Origin of the sequence: Shimia sp. R10_1, assembly GCF_017744095.1 — a bacterium.
Lineage (GTDB): Bacteria > Pseudomonadota > Alphaproteobacteria > Rhodobacterales > Rhodobacteraceae > Shimia.
In genome coordinates this window covers 70442-85052 of sequence record NZ_JAGHQX010000010.1, presented here as the reverse complement: position 1 = coordinate 85052, position 14611 = coordinate 70442, and the positions used below count along the sequence as shown (strand labels likewise).

15 protein-coding genes are annotated in these 14611 nt (G+C 58.2%); 13 read left to right on the top strand and 2 right to left on the bottom strand.

Features of this window, described 5'->3' with window-relative positions:
• The first annotated feature begins 2 nt into the window (after positions 1 to 2).
• Positions 3 to 932, top strand: coding sequence for a carbohydrate kinase (locus J7413_RS17670; RefSeq protein WP_209100638.1), 930 nt, complete (start codon positions 3 to 5; stop codon positions 930 to 932).
• Positions 933 to 943: 11 nt separating this feature from the next.
• Here J7413_RS17670 and J7413_RS17665 read toward each other — a convergent pair whose 3' ends face one another.
• Together J7413_RS17665 and J7413_RS17660 are read right to left on the bottom strand one after the other, a co-directional pair.
• A complete protein-coding gene (locus tag J7413_RS17665) occupies positions 944 to 1801 on the bottom strand; it encodes a DUF302 domain-containing protein (RefSeq protein WP_209100636.1) in 858 nt (285 codons plus the stop codon).
• 8 nt (positions 1802 to 1809) lie between these two features.
• Positions 1810 to 2193, bottom strand: a complete 384-nt coding sequence (locus tag J7413_RS17660) for a DUF4345 domain-containing protein (RefSeq protein WP_209100634.1) — start codon at positions 2191 to 2193, stop codon at positions 1810 to 1812.
• Positions 2194 to 2422: 229 nt separating this feature from the next.
• On the opposite strand from J7413_RS17660, the gene J7413_RS17655 reads away from it, so the two are divergent.
• The 12 genes from J7413_RS17655 (at position 2423) to J7413_RS17600 (ending at position 14592) form a co-directional block, all read left to right on the top strand.
• Positions 2423 to 3049 carry a hypothetical protein gene (locus J7413_RS17655; RefSeq protein ID WP_209100632.1) on the top strand — a complete coding sequence of 209 codons (627 nt, stop codon included), beginning with the start codon at positions 2423 to 2425 and terminating at the stop codon, positions 3047 to 3049.
• A gap of 75 nt (positions 3050 to 3124) precedes the next feature.
• Positions 3125 to 3511 (top strand): tol-pal system-associated acyl-CoA thioesterase, encoded by a 387-nt coding sequence (ybgC, locus tag J7413_RS17650; protein WP_209100630.1) that lies wholly within the window; start codon positions 3125 to 3127, stop codon positions 3509 to 3511.
• A 112-nt stretch (positions 3512 to 3623) separates the two neighbouring features.
• Positions 3624 to 4301, top strand: a complete 678-nt coding sequence (gene tolQ, locus J7413_RS17645) for a protein TolQ (protein WP_209100629.1) — start codon at positions 3624 to 3626, stop codon at positions 4299 to 4301.
• A 3-nt stretch (positions 4302 to 4304) separates the two neighbouring features.
• On the top strand, positions 4305 to 4805 hold the full coding sequence (gene tolR / locus J7413_RS17640; RefSeq protein WP_209100628.1) for a protein TolR: 501 nt from the start codon (positions 4305 to 4307) through the stop codon (positions 4803 to 4805).
• A gap of 9 nt (positions 4806 to 4814) precedes the next feature.
• The gene (locus J7413_RS17635) at positions 4815 to 5909 is read left to right on the top strand and encodes a hypothetical protein (RefSeq protein WP_209100627.1); all 1095 of its coding nucleotides are present in this window, start codon (positions 4815 to 4817) and stop codon (positions 5907 to 5909) included.
• Complete coding sequence (tolB, locus tag J7413_RS17630) at positions 5906 to 7231, top strand: Tol-Pal system beta propeller repeat protein TolB (protein WP_209100626.1); 1326 nt, start codon at positions 5906 to 5908, stop codon at positions 7229 to 7231. The genes J7413_RS17635 and tolB overlap by 4 nt, the downstream gene beginning before the upstream one ends.
• Positions 7232 to 7344: 113 nt before the next feature.
• Positions 7345 to 7854: a peptidoglycan-associated lipoprotein Pal gene (pal, locus tag J7413_RS17625; protein ID WP_209100625.1), complete on the top strand. Its 510-nt coding sequence runs from the start codon at positions 7345 to 7347 to the stop codon at positions 7852 to 7854.
• A gap of 6 nt (positions 7855 to 7860) precedes the next feature.
• Positions 7861 to 8697, top strand: a complete 837-nt coding sequence (ybgF, locus tag J7413_RS17620) for a tol-pal system protein YbgF (protein ID WP_209100624.1) — start codon at positions 7861 to 7863, stop codon at positions 8695 to 8697.
• On the top strand, positions 8688 to 9902 hold the full coding sequence (gene tilS, locus J7413_RS17615; protein ID WP_348538773.1) for a tRNA lysidine(34) synthetase TilS: 1215 nt from the start codon (positions 8688 to 8690) through the stop codon (positions 9900 to 9902). The genes ybgF and tilS overlap by 10 nt, the downstream gene beginning before the upstream one ends.
• Before the next feature lie 124 nt (positions 9903 to 10026).
• The gene (ftsH, locus tag J7413_RS17610) at positions 10027 to 11946 is read left to right on the top strand and encodes an ATP-dependent zinc metalloprotease FtsH (RefSeq protein WP_209100623.1); all 1920 of its coding nucleotides are present in this window, start codon (positions 10027 to 10029) and stop codon (positions 11944 to 11946) included.
• Between the two features lie 185 nt (positions 11947 to 12131).
• Positions 12132 to 12728: an MOSC domain-containing protein gene (locus J7413_RS17605; RefSeq protein ID WP_209100622.1), complete on the top strand. Its 597-nt coding sequence runs from the start codon at positions 12132 to 12134 to the stop codon at positions 12726 to 12728.
• Positions 12729 to 12915: 187 nt separating this feature from the next.
• On the top strand, positions 12916 to 14592 hold the full coding sequence (locus J7413_RS17600) for a formate--tetrahydrofolate ligase (RefSeq protein ID WP_209100621.1): 1677 nt from the start codon (positions 12916 to 12918) through the stop codon (positions 14590 to 14592).
• The last annotated feature ends 19 nt before the right edge of the window (positions 14593 to 14611 follow it).

Genomic DNA, 14611 nt, shown 5'->3' with positions numbered 1-14611 from the left:
CGATGATCTTGTGTTGCGGTGAGGCGCTGATTGATATGATTCCCGAAGCCACTGTGAGTGGTGGCGAAGGCTTTGTGCCGCATGTCGGCGGTGCGGTTTTTAACACGGCGGTGGGGCTGGGGCGACTTGGCGCTTCGGTGGGTTTGCTGAGTGGCATTTCAGAGGATCGTTTTGGGGCGCAACTTATCGCGCGCCTTGAAGAGAGCCATGTGGCAACAGACGCAGTTGTGCGCTTGGACCGGCCCACGACGATGGCGTTTGTCAATCTGTCAGGGGGGCATGCGACCTATGATTTCTACGATGAGGGCACCGCAGGGCGGATGATTGCGCCTGAGAATGTGGCGCCGATAGAAGGGACTGTGGAAGCGCTGTTTTTTGGTGGGATCAGCCTTGCGGTGGAGCCGTGCGCAGACACCTATGCCGATGTGCTGGCGCGCGAGGGGCAGAGCCGTGCGGTGATGATTGACCCAAACATCCGCCCGGGGTTCATTCGGGAGGAGGCGGTGTATCGCGCTCGGTTGGACAAGATGCTGGCACAGGCAGATGTGGTGAAGGTTTCAGATGAAGACCTTGCATGGCTGATGCCAGACCTTGCCGATATGGACGCGCGCGCCGCGCAGTTGCTGGCGCAGGGGCCTGCCTTTGTGATTGTGACCTGCGGCAGTGACGGAGCGCGGGGGTATCTGCATGCAGGTGACCCGATTGTTGTTCCAGCCGAAAAGGCCGCGGTGGTGGACACGGTCGGGGCAGGCGACACGTTTAACAGCGGTGTTTTGGCGAAGCTGTCAGAGCTTGGCGCACTGAGCAAAACGGCGGTGCGCGGACTTTCCGCAGCGCAGGCGGAGGTTGCGATGGCTCATGGTGCGAAAGTTGCGGCTGTGACGGTGGCACGTGCCGGCGCGAACCCACCTTGGGCCAGTGAGCTGGGGTGACACGGGTCGCTTTAAAGCGCGCCTTTGAACGTTTTTGTCAGCCTGTCGTTTAACTGGCGGTGTGGTGCGCTGCTTTCGCCATAATGAAGCTCGGCCAGCGCCGCGATGTCATTGAACAAAACAACAGACCCACTGGCGCCGTCTGAGTAGACAAGCAGTTTTTGGCAAAAAGCATCCAAGCCAATGGCAGGGAAGTCTGCCATTGCGACACCTCCGGGCGCAGGACCGCCAAAAAGCAGCAGTACCGCTTCGTTGATGTTTACACCCAGCGCGGCGGCTTCTGCTTGATAGTCGATTTCTCCGAACCAGATTGTGTCGCTTTGCGCTTGTATGGCTTTGGTGAGGCTCTCCACCGCGTCTGAAACGCCTAGATCTGATGTGAGTTCTATAATCCCGTAGTTTGTGATCAGGCCGGTGGTAGGCGCCGGCTGTGTATCAAGGTCACGAAAAACTTGCGTTTGTTTGGCGTCGAAGGTTTTGAGCGTCGCTGTATTTTCTAACCCGTGCCGAAGTTTCAGGAACGTTGCATCGGTATAGATAACCTCTGCCATACCATCCTGCACGAAGGAGAGCGCGCGGAAAGGTAGGTCCAGCCCCGCACGCAGGTTTTCTGCAAGAACGGAGGTGTTTGTTTTGGGGTCAGAATAAATGAGTGCTCTTGCTGACGGCATGTCAACGCCCTCGGCTGCAGCCAAACGCGCATGATCAATGTCAGCAACTTCCAGAAATCCGGCGTTCCGCGCACTTTTTTGCAATTGCGCGATGTGTGCATCCACATCTTGTTGCAGCGCCTGAGATTGCGCATGAGCGGCGCTGCACAAAAGCCAAAGCACTGCGGCAAGACAGGCTGTGCGGTTTTGGAAAAACATCTCTTGCCCTACTCAGCCGTGTTGATCTTTGAGAGTGTCAACGCAGCCAATATCGCAAAGGCCAACTCTGCCAGGAGGTAGAACATCAGAACGGCATTTGGCATTCCGTCTGCAAGGATGCTCAATATGCGCCCGGTTGCCAGCCCCGCCATGAAAAGAAACAGAACCCAGAGGGCAGCGTGTTGTAATGCTGGCTTAACGGCGGCAATCAGCCAAAACGCTGCATTTGCAAGGTAGAGTCCCATGATCGCGCGGAACACATGTGTGTGGTTTGTCGTTTCAACTGAAAAGCCCAGTAAATACGGTAGGGAGCTGCCCGGCGCGATGCCGTAAGATAAGGCGATTGGCACCAGCCCTAGGGCTGCAAGCATGAGCAAGAGTTTCGCATTCATTGCCGGATCCGATCAAATAATGTTTTTACAATACGATCAGGATGGGTTGCTTGCTGCAGCCTGTCAACGCTGGGTTGATTTCGGGTGACATGCTGCACTAGGCCCTCGGTGTCTTTGACATGTTGCTCACACATACTCTCTCTGTTGTGGCGCATCGCCCACAGGTCCAGCTCTTGCTTTCTGTTGGGGCGGGCGGCATGAAGCGGGTGTGAACGCAGGAGGCCCGCATATGACACCGCAGGACGTCGAAAAACTCTTTACCCGTCATGACGGCAGCTATGGATTTGCCCGTTGGGGGCGGCCAATTGCGCCGGTGGTGTTTGGTGTAGAAGACGAGACCCTGCGCACGGTGAAAGGGGCGTTTGAGGCGGTGGCCACTTTGGTGGGGCATCAGATGGCAGAGACGGACCCGGAACTCGGCAGCAATTTGATGATGTTTTTCTTCCGCGAGTGGGATGAGCTGTTGGCCGTGCCGGACCTGGATCGGTTGATCCCGGATCTTTCGGATTTGGTGGCACGGTTGCAGACCGCCGACGCCACGCAATACCGGGCCTTCCGATTTGACGATGATGGGGCGATTCAGGCGGCGTTTGTTTTCCTTCGGATGAGCGCAGATATGGCGAAGCTGCCCGCAGAAGCGCTGGCACTTGGGGAAGCGGTGCAGACCATTGTGACCTGGGGGCCTGAGGCCTTCGCGCAGAGCTCGCCTTTGGCTGTGGTGGCAGAGAGTGGCGCGACAGTGCTGCGCCCTGAGATCGCGGCAGTGATCGCGGCGGCCTATGATCGCATGATGCCCGCGGCCGCAGCGGATGCGAGCCATGCACTGCGCCTGTTTGCGCGTTTGCGTCTGGAGTGATCTTCGAGCGGTAGCCGCTTGCAATGGCCGTGGTGTGCGCCTACCCATAGGACAGCTGAATTTGGAGCAAGTTCAATGATCTACACCCTGCCAATCCGCATCTACTATGAAGATACCGACATGGCGGGTATTGTTTATTACGCCAACTATCTGAAGTTCATTGAGCGCGGGCGCAGCGAATGGGTGCGCGAGCTTGGACTGGATCAGAAAGAGATGAAGGCCGAGGGCATCGTTTTTGTGGTGCGTCGGGTTGAGGCGGATTACCTTGGCTCTGCCGTACTGGACGATGAACTGACGGTTGAAACCGAAGTGCGTAACGTGACTGGTGTGCGTCTGACCATGGATCAGCGGGTAAAGCGCGGCGAAGAGCTGCTTTTTCAGGCGGTGGTCACAGTGGTTTGCGTGAATGAGGCAGGCCAACCTGTGCGTTTGCCGGCAAATATCCGCCAAATGATCCATTAAGGCGCGCAAATTTTTGCGATTGCGGCCAATTCATTAGATTTCTCAGTGGAAACCCGCTAAGTTTGCTTTCAAACAAGGCTCCGAAAGAGGGCCTCAGGCAAGAGCAGGCATAATGGAACACGCAGCAGTCGATTTCTCGATGTGGGCGCTTTTCGCGCGCGCAACCCTCACCGTAAAGCTGGTCATGGTGATGCTCATTGTAGCGTCGTTCTGGTCTTGGTCAGTGATCATCCAAAAACACATCATGTATCGCAAGGCGCGGCGCGAGGCAGCACGGTTTGACCGGTCCTTCTGGTCGGGCGAGCCGCTGGATCAGCTGTTTGAGGAGCTGGGGCCGGAGCCGCGCGGGCGTTCTGCGCGGGTGTTTGCGGCTGGCATGGTGGAATGGCAGCGCAGCCACCGTCAGGATGGTGGGTTGATTGCCAATGCCACCAGCCGGATTGATCGCTCAATGGATGTGGCAATTGCCAAAGAAGCTGATGAGCTGCAGCATGGTTTGCCAATTCTTGCTACGGTTGGCTCTACAGCGCCATTTGTAGGGCTGTTTGGCACGGTGTGGGGCATTATGAATGCTTTCATCGAGATTGCCGCACAGCAGAACACAAACCTTGCGGTGGTCGCACCGGGGATTGCAGAGGCGCTTCTGGCCACGGGCCTTGGCCTTCTGGCGGCGATCCCGGCGGTGATTTTTTACAATAAGCTGAGTTCGGACAGCGACCGGATCGTTTCAGGCTATGAAGCCTTTGCTGATGAATTCGCCACGATCCTCAGCCGCCAGTTGGACGCTTAAGTTATGGGTGCGGGCGTGATGAAATCGGGCGGGGGAGGCGGCAAACGCCGTCGCCGCAATCGGCGCAGCAGTCAGCCGATGAGTGAGATCAACGTCACGCCTTTTGTGGATGTCATGTTGGTTTTGCTGATCATCTTTATGGTGGCGGCACCGCTGTTGACGGTGGGCGTGCCGGTTGAATTGCCAAAAACCGCCGCCAATCCTTTGCCGGGCGAGCAGGAAGAGCCGCTGACTGTGACCATCGACAAGGATCTGGGCATCACCATCATGACCACACCTGTGGCAGCAGACGAACTTGTGCCCAAACTGCGCGCGGTGGCGGCAGAACGCAGCTCTGAGCGGGTTTATCTGCGCGCAGATGGGGCCATTCCTTATGAAGCGGTGGTGCAGGTGATGGGGGCTTTGAATGCGGGTGGATTTAGCGATGTTGGTCTTGTGACCGATGTGGGCGGTCCGGCGCTGGACGGCACCGAGCCCGCTGCGACTGCAGGCACGGACAACTAGGGCGCAGGCGTGCATATCGGCCACTATATCTCTGGCATCGCCCACACCGGTCTGATCGGTTGGGTGTTGTTTGGTGGGGTGCTGAACCCCGACCCACCTCCGATGGAGGTAACGGATGTCTCTGTGATTTCGTCTGCGGAGTTTGATGCGCTTGTGCAGGGGCAAGTTGCGCCGGAGACGGCGACAGAGGTGGCCTTGCCCACCCCTCCTGAAGAGGTGGCTCCAACACCGGAAGTGACATCGCAGCCCGATGAAGCACCCGAGCAGGTCACGCCACCAGAAGCTCCGGCAGCAGAGCCTGATGTCTCCCCAGAACTTACCGAAGTGGCGCCTCCGGCACCAATTGAGCCGGAAGATGTGGTGCAGGATGCCCCGGAATTGCCCACGCCCGAGAGCGATAGCGCCGTTGTCATTCCTGACGCGCCGGTGCGCCCGGTGACGCAGCCTGCGGAACGTGTCGCCCCGGAACCTGTGGCGCCTCCAGAGCCTGACACGGCAATTGCTGATGTGGTGCAAGAAGCAACCGAGCCAGATGTGGCTGCGGAGAGTCGGGAAGAGGTGCAGGAAGAGACGGCACCAGAGGCAGCGAGCACAGAGATTGCCACCGAACCAAAGCAGGAAGAGCAGGCCAGCGCAGCGCCAAGTCGGTCTTTGCGCCCACGTGTGCGACCTGCTGCGCGTCCGGAACCAACGCCTGCGCCAGATGCAAATGCGGATGCGATTGCTGCCGCTTTGGCGGAGGCAAGTGCCGCTGAAACCGCAGAGACCGCTGCTGCCCCTGCGGGCCCACCGCTGAGCCAAGGAGAGCGTGATGGGTTGCGCGTTGCAGTGCAGCAGTGTTGGGTCGTGGATGTGGGCTCGCGCGCGGCAGATGTGACCGTGGTGGTGGGCCTGTCGCTTGACCGGGACGGCAAGGTGCAAGGCGACATTCGCATGTTGAGCGCGGAAGGTGGCGATGCCGCTGCGGCGCAGACGGCTTTTCAGGCCGCAAGACGCGCGGTTTTGCGCTGTCAGAAAGACGGATATGACTTGCCAGTGGAAAAATATGACCATTGGCGAGATGTTGAGATTACATTTAACCCAGATAATATGAGGCGCCGATGAGCAGACTTTTTGCCACAGTGATGATCGGGGTGATGGCCCTGAGCCTTTGGGCGCATAAGGCGGCGGCGCAGAGCACGCCTTTGCGGATTGAGATCACCGATGGCGTGATTGAGCCCTTGCCCTACGCGGTGCCGGAATTTGTGGCTGAAACGCAGGGCTCCAATCAGGTGGCTCGAGATATGAGCCAAGTGATTGCGGCGGATTTGAACGGCACCGGATTGTTTCGCCAAATCCCGGCCAGCGCCCATATTTCGAAAATCACCAATTTTGACAGCCCCATTCAATATGCCGACTGGAAAGCCATCAATGCGCAGGCTTTGATTTCCGGCGGTGTGTCGGTGAGTGGCAATCAGTTGGAGGTGCGCTTCCGGGTCTATGATGTGTTTGCGGGCACGGAGCTGGGCGGTGGTTTGCGATTTAAAGGAACCATTGATGGCTGGCGGCGCATGGCGCACAAAGTGGCTGATGAAGTCTATTCGCGGATCACGGGCGAAGGCGGCTATTTTGACAGCCGCGTGGTGTTTGTGAGTGAAACTGGCCCCAAGAGCGACCGTAAGAAACGTCTGGCCGTGATGGATTATGACGGCGCCAACCTGCAATATCTGACAGACAGCAGCGCCATTGTGCTTGCGCCTCGGTTCTCCCCCAAAGGCGATCGGGTGCTGTATACAAGCTATGAAACCGGCTTCCCGCAGGTGTATGTGCTGGATGTCGGCTCGGTGCAGCGACGGGTGCTGTCCAATGACAGCGGCACGATGAGCTTTGCCCCCCGGTTTTCACCAGACAGCCGCAGCGTTGTGATGTCGGTGACAGAAGGTGGCAACACCGATCTTTATAAGATGGACATCGCGAGTGGCAAACGGCAACGCCTGACCTCCACGCCGTCCATCGAAACGGCCCCGAGCTACAGCCCGGACGGCAGCCGGATCGTATTTGAAAGCGACCGGTCTGGCACGCAGCAGCTCTATATCATGGGCGCAAACGGGGGCGAGGCCACGCGGATCAGCTTTGGCAAAGGGCGTTATGGCACGCCCGTCTGGAGCCCACGTGGCGATTTGATCGCTTTCACCAAGCAGCACAATGGCCGATTCCACATCGGCGTGATGCGGGTGGATGGCAGCGAAGAGCGTCTGTTGACGGCCTCCTTCCTTGATGAGGGGCCAACCTGGTCGCCAAATGGCCGGGTGATCATGTTCACACGGGAAACCAAAGGCTCTGGCGGTGTTTCCGCGCTTTATTCTGTGGATGTGTCAGGGCGCAATCTGAAGCCGGTGAGCATTTCTGGTGGTGGCTCGGACCCCAGCTGGTCACCGCTGCAATAACGCTTGTGCGAGCGTGTCATAGCGACGTTTTATAGAAAGCGCGCTTGTGATACACGGGTGCGACAACAGGTAAGAGACGAAAGAACTTTCGGGATAAGAGGCGAGGCGATTTCATGAAGACTTGGACAAAAGCGGCGTTTTTGGTGGCCGCAGTGGCGCTGGGCGCTTGTACGAATTCGGATCGGTTTAACACGGGCGGCGACGGCTTCGGACCCGATGGCGCAGGGTCCGGGGTTGGCAGCAGCGCAGATCCGCGCTCCATTGCCTATTTCCAAGAAGCGGTCGGGGATCGGGTGTTGTTTTCGGTGGATCAGTCCACACTTGGTGAACAAGGACGCCTGACAGTTCTGGCGCAGGCCAACTGGCTGCTTGAAAACACCGACTACGTTGCGGTGGTTGAAGGGCACGCGGATGAACAGGGCACACGTGAATACAACCTTGCGCTTGGTGCGCGCCGTGCGAGCGCTGTGAAAGAATTGCTTGTCGCGCAGGGTGTTGCGTCCAACCGGGTGCGCACTGTGAGCTATGGCAAAGAGCGCCCGATCGAGGTTTGCTCTCAGGAAAGTTGTTATGCGCAAAACCGCCGTGCGGTGACTGTGCTGACGGCGAATGTTTCGGGGTAAGTGACGATGCGAGCGCAGGTATTTGCAGGACTGAGCGCACTTGCGCTTGTATTGGCCCCCGTCATGGGCAGCACGCAGACGCGCGAGGAAACGCTTGCGGATGTGCGTCAGCAGCTTTCGGTTCTTTATGTGGAAATCCAGCAGCTTAAGCGCGAACTTTCCACCACGGGCGCGCCAGGTACAGTGACGGCAGGGGCCTCCACACTGGAGCGTGTGGATGTCATTGAGCAGCAGTTGCAGGTGCTGACCAACAAAACCGAAGAGCTGCAATACCGTGTTGAGCGCGTTGTGGAGGATGGCACCAATCGGATCGGTGATCTGGAGTTTCGGCTTGTTGAGCTGGAAGGCGGCGATCTGAGCCAGCTGGGTGAGACCACAACATTGGGTGGCGATATCGCTCCCACCACCCCCGCGGCAGGCGAAGACGATGGCTCCGGTGATGGGGAGCCCACAGAACTTGCCGTTGGTGAAGAGACGGATTTCAATCGTGCCATGACGGCGCTGGACAATGGTGAATACACCTCTGCCGCAGATCAATTTGCGTCCTTTGTGCAGACTTATCCGGGCAGTCCTTTGGAGTCTGAGGCGCATTTGCGTCGGGGGCAGGCACTTGAAGGGGCTGAAGACAAAACCGGTGCGGCGCGCGCGTTTCTGGAGGCCTACTCCGGTGCGCCGGTTGCGGGCACCGCGCCCGAAGCGTTGTTCCGTTTGGGCAAATCCCTCGGCGCACTTGGACAGGCCAATGAAGCCTGTGTGACGCTCAATGAAGTTGGTGTGCGTTTCCCCGGCGGCGTTTTTGTCTCTGAGGCGCAGGCTGAGATGGCCAACCTGCAGTGTCCCTGACTTCTCTCGCGGCTGCCCTGACACAGGCACTGCAAGAGGGCTTTGGCCATACAGTGCCTGAAAGAATTGGTGTCGCCGTCAGCGGCGGCGGCGATTCCATGGCGCTGCTCGATCTTTTGCGCGTCTGGGGGAAGGCGGAGCTTTATGTCGCGAGCGTTGATCATGGCCTGCGGCCTGAATCCGCGGAAGAGGTTGCCTCTGTCGCAGATTACGTAGCGCACCATGGATTGAAGCATACAGCATTGCGCTGGGATTGGGATCGACAGGGCAATCTTCAACAGGCCGCACGTGAGGGACGCAGGAGATTGTTGCGAGATTGGGCCGGGGCGCAGGGGCTTGGGTGTGTTGCACTTGGGCACACGGCGGATGATCAAGCCGAAACCTTTCTGATGCGGCTGGCACGTGGCTCGGGCGTTGACGGGCTTTCTGCTATGGAGCCCGCGCGCAAAGAAGGAGACATCACATGGGTGCGCCCGCTTCTGAAGGTGCGCCGTGAAACCCTACGTGCCTACCTGCGTGAGAGGGGGCTGGCTTGGGCGGATGATCCAAGCAATGACGATGAGACATATGATCGTATCAAAGCCCGCCAGATGATGGCAACGCTGGAACCTCTGGGGCTGAGTGTCGCACGGCTGACTCAAACGAGCGATCACATGCGGGCGCAACGCGGCTTGGCGGATTGGGCTGTTGAGCGGGCGGAGCAGGATGTGATGTCCTACGATGTCGGGGACGTGCTGTTTGATCGCACAGGGTTGAAAGCCTTGCCCGATGCGCTTCAGGCACGTCTGATCTCAAAGGCTTTGGGTTGGGTGTCTGGCAATAGCTATCGACCCCGCTTTAAAGCGTTGGCCGAGGTGTTGGACGCACATGCGCCCAAAGCGTTGCATGGGTGTTTGGTGATCCCAAAGGCGGGCATGCTGCGTATCAGTCGTGAATGGAACGCTGTGAAAGACCTTCGTACGGGTGTGGACGCCGTTTGGGATGGCCGCTGGCGCCTCGCGCGAGCAGGTGGCGGCGTCTCAGCGGGTTTGGAGATCGCGGCGCTTGGAGAGGCAGGAATGGCACAGGTGCCCGACTGGCGATTGAGTGCGCGGCCACGCCAAAGTGTGCTCTCCTCGCCTGCTGTCTGGCAAGGGGATACGCTCGTTTCTGCGCCGCTTGCAGGGCTTGCGAACGGCTGGGAGGCGCAGGTTTTGGCGCCTTAGTGTCAAAATGGCACGACTTGCGAGGCTCTTTGTCAAATATCGCATTGATAACGGGGCAGCGATCTCTATTTAACTGTATACGCGCCCGTGATAGGGAACGGGCGTACTGAAAGGGAGACTTGCCTTGGGCAATGCGCGAAATGTAGCTTTCTGGGTCGTGCTGTTTTTGCTGATCCTTGCCTTGTTCAATCTGTTCAGCGGTGACAGCAGCACACTGCAGAGCCGTGAAATCAGCTATTCTGACTTTGTAGCTTCTGTGCAAAGCGATCAGGTGGCCAGCGTCACGCTGGATGGCGAGAAAGTGCGCTATACCACCAAGGACGGCTCCAATTACATGGCCGTGATGCCTTCGGATGCGGAAGTGACGAACCTTCTGATCGACCAAGGCGTTCCTGTGCGCGCAGAGAGCCAGGAAACCTCTGGTTTTCAGGCGTTCCTGATCAGCCTTCTGCCTTTCCTTCTGCTGATTGGTGTTTGGGTTTACTTCATGAACCGCATGCAAGGCGGTGGCAAAGGTGGCGCAATGGGCTTTGGCAAATCCAAAGCCAAGATGCTGACCGAGAAGCAGGGCCGCGTGACCTTTGATGATGTCGCGGGCATTGATGAGGCCAAGGAAGAGCTCGAAGAAATCGTCGAGTTCCTGCGCAACCCTCAAAAATTCTCCCGCCTTGGCGGTAAAATCCCTAAAGGCGCGCTGCTTGTGGGCCCTCCCGGCACCGGTAAAACCCTTCTGGCACGTGCGATCGCGGGCGAGGCGGGCGTTCCGTTCTTCACCATCTCCGGCTCTGACTTCGTTGAGATGTTTGTGGGTGTGGGTGCAAGCCGCGTGCGTGACATGTTTGAACAGGCCAAGAAAAACGCGCCTTGTATTGTGTTCATCGACGAGATTGACGCCGTGGGTCGTCATCGTGGTGCCGGTTATGGCGGCGGCAATGATGAGCGAGAGCAGACCCTCAACCAGTTGCTCGTTGAAATGGACGGCTTTGAAGCCAACGAAGGGGTGATCATCCTCGCGGCCACCAACCGCCGTGACGTGCTTGACCCAGCTTTGCTGCGCCCGGGCCGTTTTGACCGCAACGTGACTGTGGGCAACCCTGACATCAAAGGCCGTGAAAAAATTCTTGGCGTGCACGCGCGCAAGACCCCGCTTGGCCCCGATGTGGACCTGCGCATTATTGCGCGGGGGACACCTGGCTTCTCCGGTGCGGATCTGGCGAACCTTGTGAATGAGGCGGCTCTTATGGCCGCACGTGTTGGCCGCCGTTTTGTCACCATGGAAGATTTCGAATCAGCCAAGGATAAGGTGATGATGGGGGCGGAGCGCCGCTCTATGGTTCTGACGCAGGACCAAAAAGAGAAAACCGCTTACCACGAAGCTGGCCATGCGCTGGTGGGTCTGAAACTGCCGGAATGTGATCCGGTTTATAAAGCGACCATCATTCCGCGCGGTGGTGCCTTGGGCATGGTTGTGAGTCTGCCAGAAATGGACCGACTGAACTGGCACAAGTCTGAGTGTGAGCAGAAGCTTGCAATGACCATGGCGGGCAAAGCTGCTGAGATCATCAAATATGGCGACGATCACGTTTCCAACGGTCCAGCAGGTGACATTCAGCAAGCCAGCCAACTGGCCCGTGCAATGGTGATGCGCTGGGGGATGTCTGATAAGATTGGCAACATCGATTATGCCGAAGCCCATGAAGGGTATCAGGGCAACACCGGTGGCTTCTCTGTGTCGGCGCATACCAAAGAGCTGATCGAGGAAGAGGTGAAGCGCCTGATCCAAGATGGCTACGACAAAGCCCACAAGCTTCTGAGTGACTACAACGAAGAGTGGGAGCGTCTGGCGCAGGGGCTTCTGGAATACGAAACGCTGACCGGTGACGAAATCAAGCGCGTGATGGATGGCGATCCGCCTCAGTCCGGCGATGATGACGGCAGTGATACGGATGAAGGCAACGCGCCAAGCGTAACAGCTATTCCGAAAACCAAGCCACGCAGCAAACCAAGCGGCGACGGTGGCATGGAGCCAGAACCGACAGCGTGATCAGATCCGCTGATGAAATAAAGCCCGGAGTGCGAAAACGCTCCGGGCTTTTTTGTGCGCGTGCCTTATCGCGCTGACGTCGCGCATTTGGCGTGTGTCTTGCTGATGAGACTCATCAAGAAGGTTGTTTTGCCCTTTTCGCGGCATCCGCGTAGGCTGCGCAAAACGACTTTATGGAGCCTTCAATGCCGGCGCTGAAACCCACGAAATTTTCCGCAAAAATTGTCTGGCTGGGGCAGGTTGCTCCGGCGGGGAAAGACTTGAGTGCGACATCTGTTGAGACGCTCTCGCTTGCCATCGGAGGGGCTGAGGGCGAAGCGCACAGTGGAATCACCCGCCCCTCCTGTGTGCGGGTTAAGGCGCTGTATGAAAAGGGCACTGAGATTGCAAATGTACGCCAGCTCTCTGTGCTGTCTAAAGAAGAGCTTGATTTGATTGCGCAGGATATGGGGTTGGCGGCGCTGGATCCTGCCTGGCTTGGTGCCTCTATCGTGTTGGAGGGCATTCCTGATTTCACGCATGTCCCGCCCAATGCACGCTTGCAAGGGCCTGATGGGGCCACCATCACGATTGATATGGAAAACCGACCCTGCGTGTTGCCGGGGCGGGTGATTGAGGGCAGTCATCCGGGGCATGGGCCGAAATTCAAAACCGCCGCAGAAGGACGCCGGGGCGTGACCGCATGGGTGGAGCGGCCCGGACAGTTCGCCGTTGGCGATGTGGTGCAGCTCTTTGTCCCTGATCAGCCGGTTTGGGCGCATCTGGATGAGGCCCGGGCGTAAAACAGCGGTGACGCGGCGTATCAGTGCGCTGTGTCGCCGATGCTGACGTTGCGTTTCCAAAAAGAAACAGCCGTGTTTGATGCCGACGCAACAAGCGCGGAAAATGTCGGAATTGCATGCCGGTGTTCTGATTGTGAGCGCTACAAGAGGGGCAGAAAGCGTCAATACTCTTGTGACAGGACCCGCCATGAGTTTCAAAACCGACATCGAAATTGCCCGCGAAGCCAAGAAACAACCGATCCAGGAGATTGGTGCAAAGCTGGGCATCAGCAGCGCTGATTTGCTGCCTTACGGCCACGACAAGGCCAAGGTGAGCCAGGAGTTCATCAACTCCGTCAAAGACAAAGAGGACGGCAAGCTGATCCTCGTGACCGCCATCAACCCGACACCTGCGGGCGAAGGCAAAACCACCACCACTGTGGGTCTGGGCGACGGTCTGAACAAGATCGGCAAAAACGCCATGATCTGTATCCGCGAAGCGTCTTTGGGCCCGAACTTCGGCATGAAGGGCGGCGCAGCGGGCGGCGGCATGGCACAGGTTGTGCCCATGGAAGAGATGAACCTGCACTTCACAGGGGACTTCCACGCGATCACCTCGGCACACTCGCTGCTGTCGGCGATGATCGACAACCACATCTACTGGGGCAATGAGTGCGAAATCGACATCCGCCGCGTCGCATGGCGTCGTGTGGTCGACATGAACGACCGCGCTCTGCGTCAGATCACGGCTTCTCTGGGCGGCGTGTCCAACGGCTTCCCACGTGAAACCGGCTTTGACATCACCGTGGCCTCTGAGGTGATGGCGATCCTGTGTCTGGCAAACGATCTGGAAGATCTGGAAAAGCGTCTGGGCGACATCATCGTGGCCTACCGTCGCGACAAAACCCCGGTGTATTGCCGCGACATCAAAGCAGAAGGCGCAATGACCGTTCTGCTGAAAGACGCGATGCAGCCAAACCTCGTGCAGACTCTGGAAAACAACCCGGCCTTTGTGCACGGCGGCCCATTCGCCAACATCGCCCACGGCTGTAACTCTGTGATCGCAACCAAAACCGCGCTGAAAGTGGCGGACTACGTTGTCACTGAGGCAGGCTTTGGGGCCGACCTTGGTGCCGAGAAGTTCATGAACATCAAGTGTCGCAAAGCGGGCATCGCGCCTTCCGCGGTTGTTCTGGTGGCCACCGTGCGCGCCATGAAGATGAACGGTGGCGTTGCCAAGGCGGATCTGGGTGCAGAAAACGTCGAAGCAGTTCAGAACGGCTGTGCCAACCTTGGCCGTCACATCGAAAACGTGAAGTCCTTCGGTGTGCCGGTTGTTGTGGGCATCAACCACTTTGTCACCGACACCGACGCAGAGGTTCAGGCCGTCAAAGACTACTGTGCAGAGCACGGTGTGGAAGCAGTTCTGTCCCGTCACTGGGAGCTGGGTTCGGAAGGCTCTGCGCCTCTGGCAGAGAAAGTTGTGGAAATCGTGGAAGGCGGCTCTGCCAACTTCGCACCGATCTACCCGGACGAGATGCCGCTGTTTGAGAAGATCGAAACCATCGCAAAGCGCATCTATCGTGCCGACGAAGTGCTGGCTGACAACAAGATCCGCAACCAGCTGAAAGAGTGGGAAGACGCAGGCTATGGCAACCTGCCGGTCTGTATGGCGAAAACCCAGTATTCCTTCTCCACCGATCCGTCCCTGCGCGGCGCGCCAACAGGCCACTCTGTGCCTGTGCGTGAGGTGCGTCTGTCCGCCGGTGCTGGCTTCATCGTGGTGGTCTGCGGCGAGATCATGACCATGCCAGGTCTGCCGCGCAAGCCTGCTTCGGAAAGCATCCGACTGAACGACGAAGGCTTGATCGAAGGTCTGTTCTGATCGCGATTGCGGTTTGGGT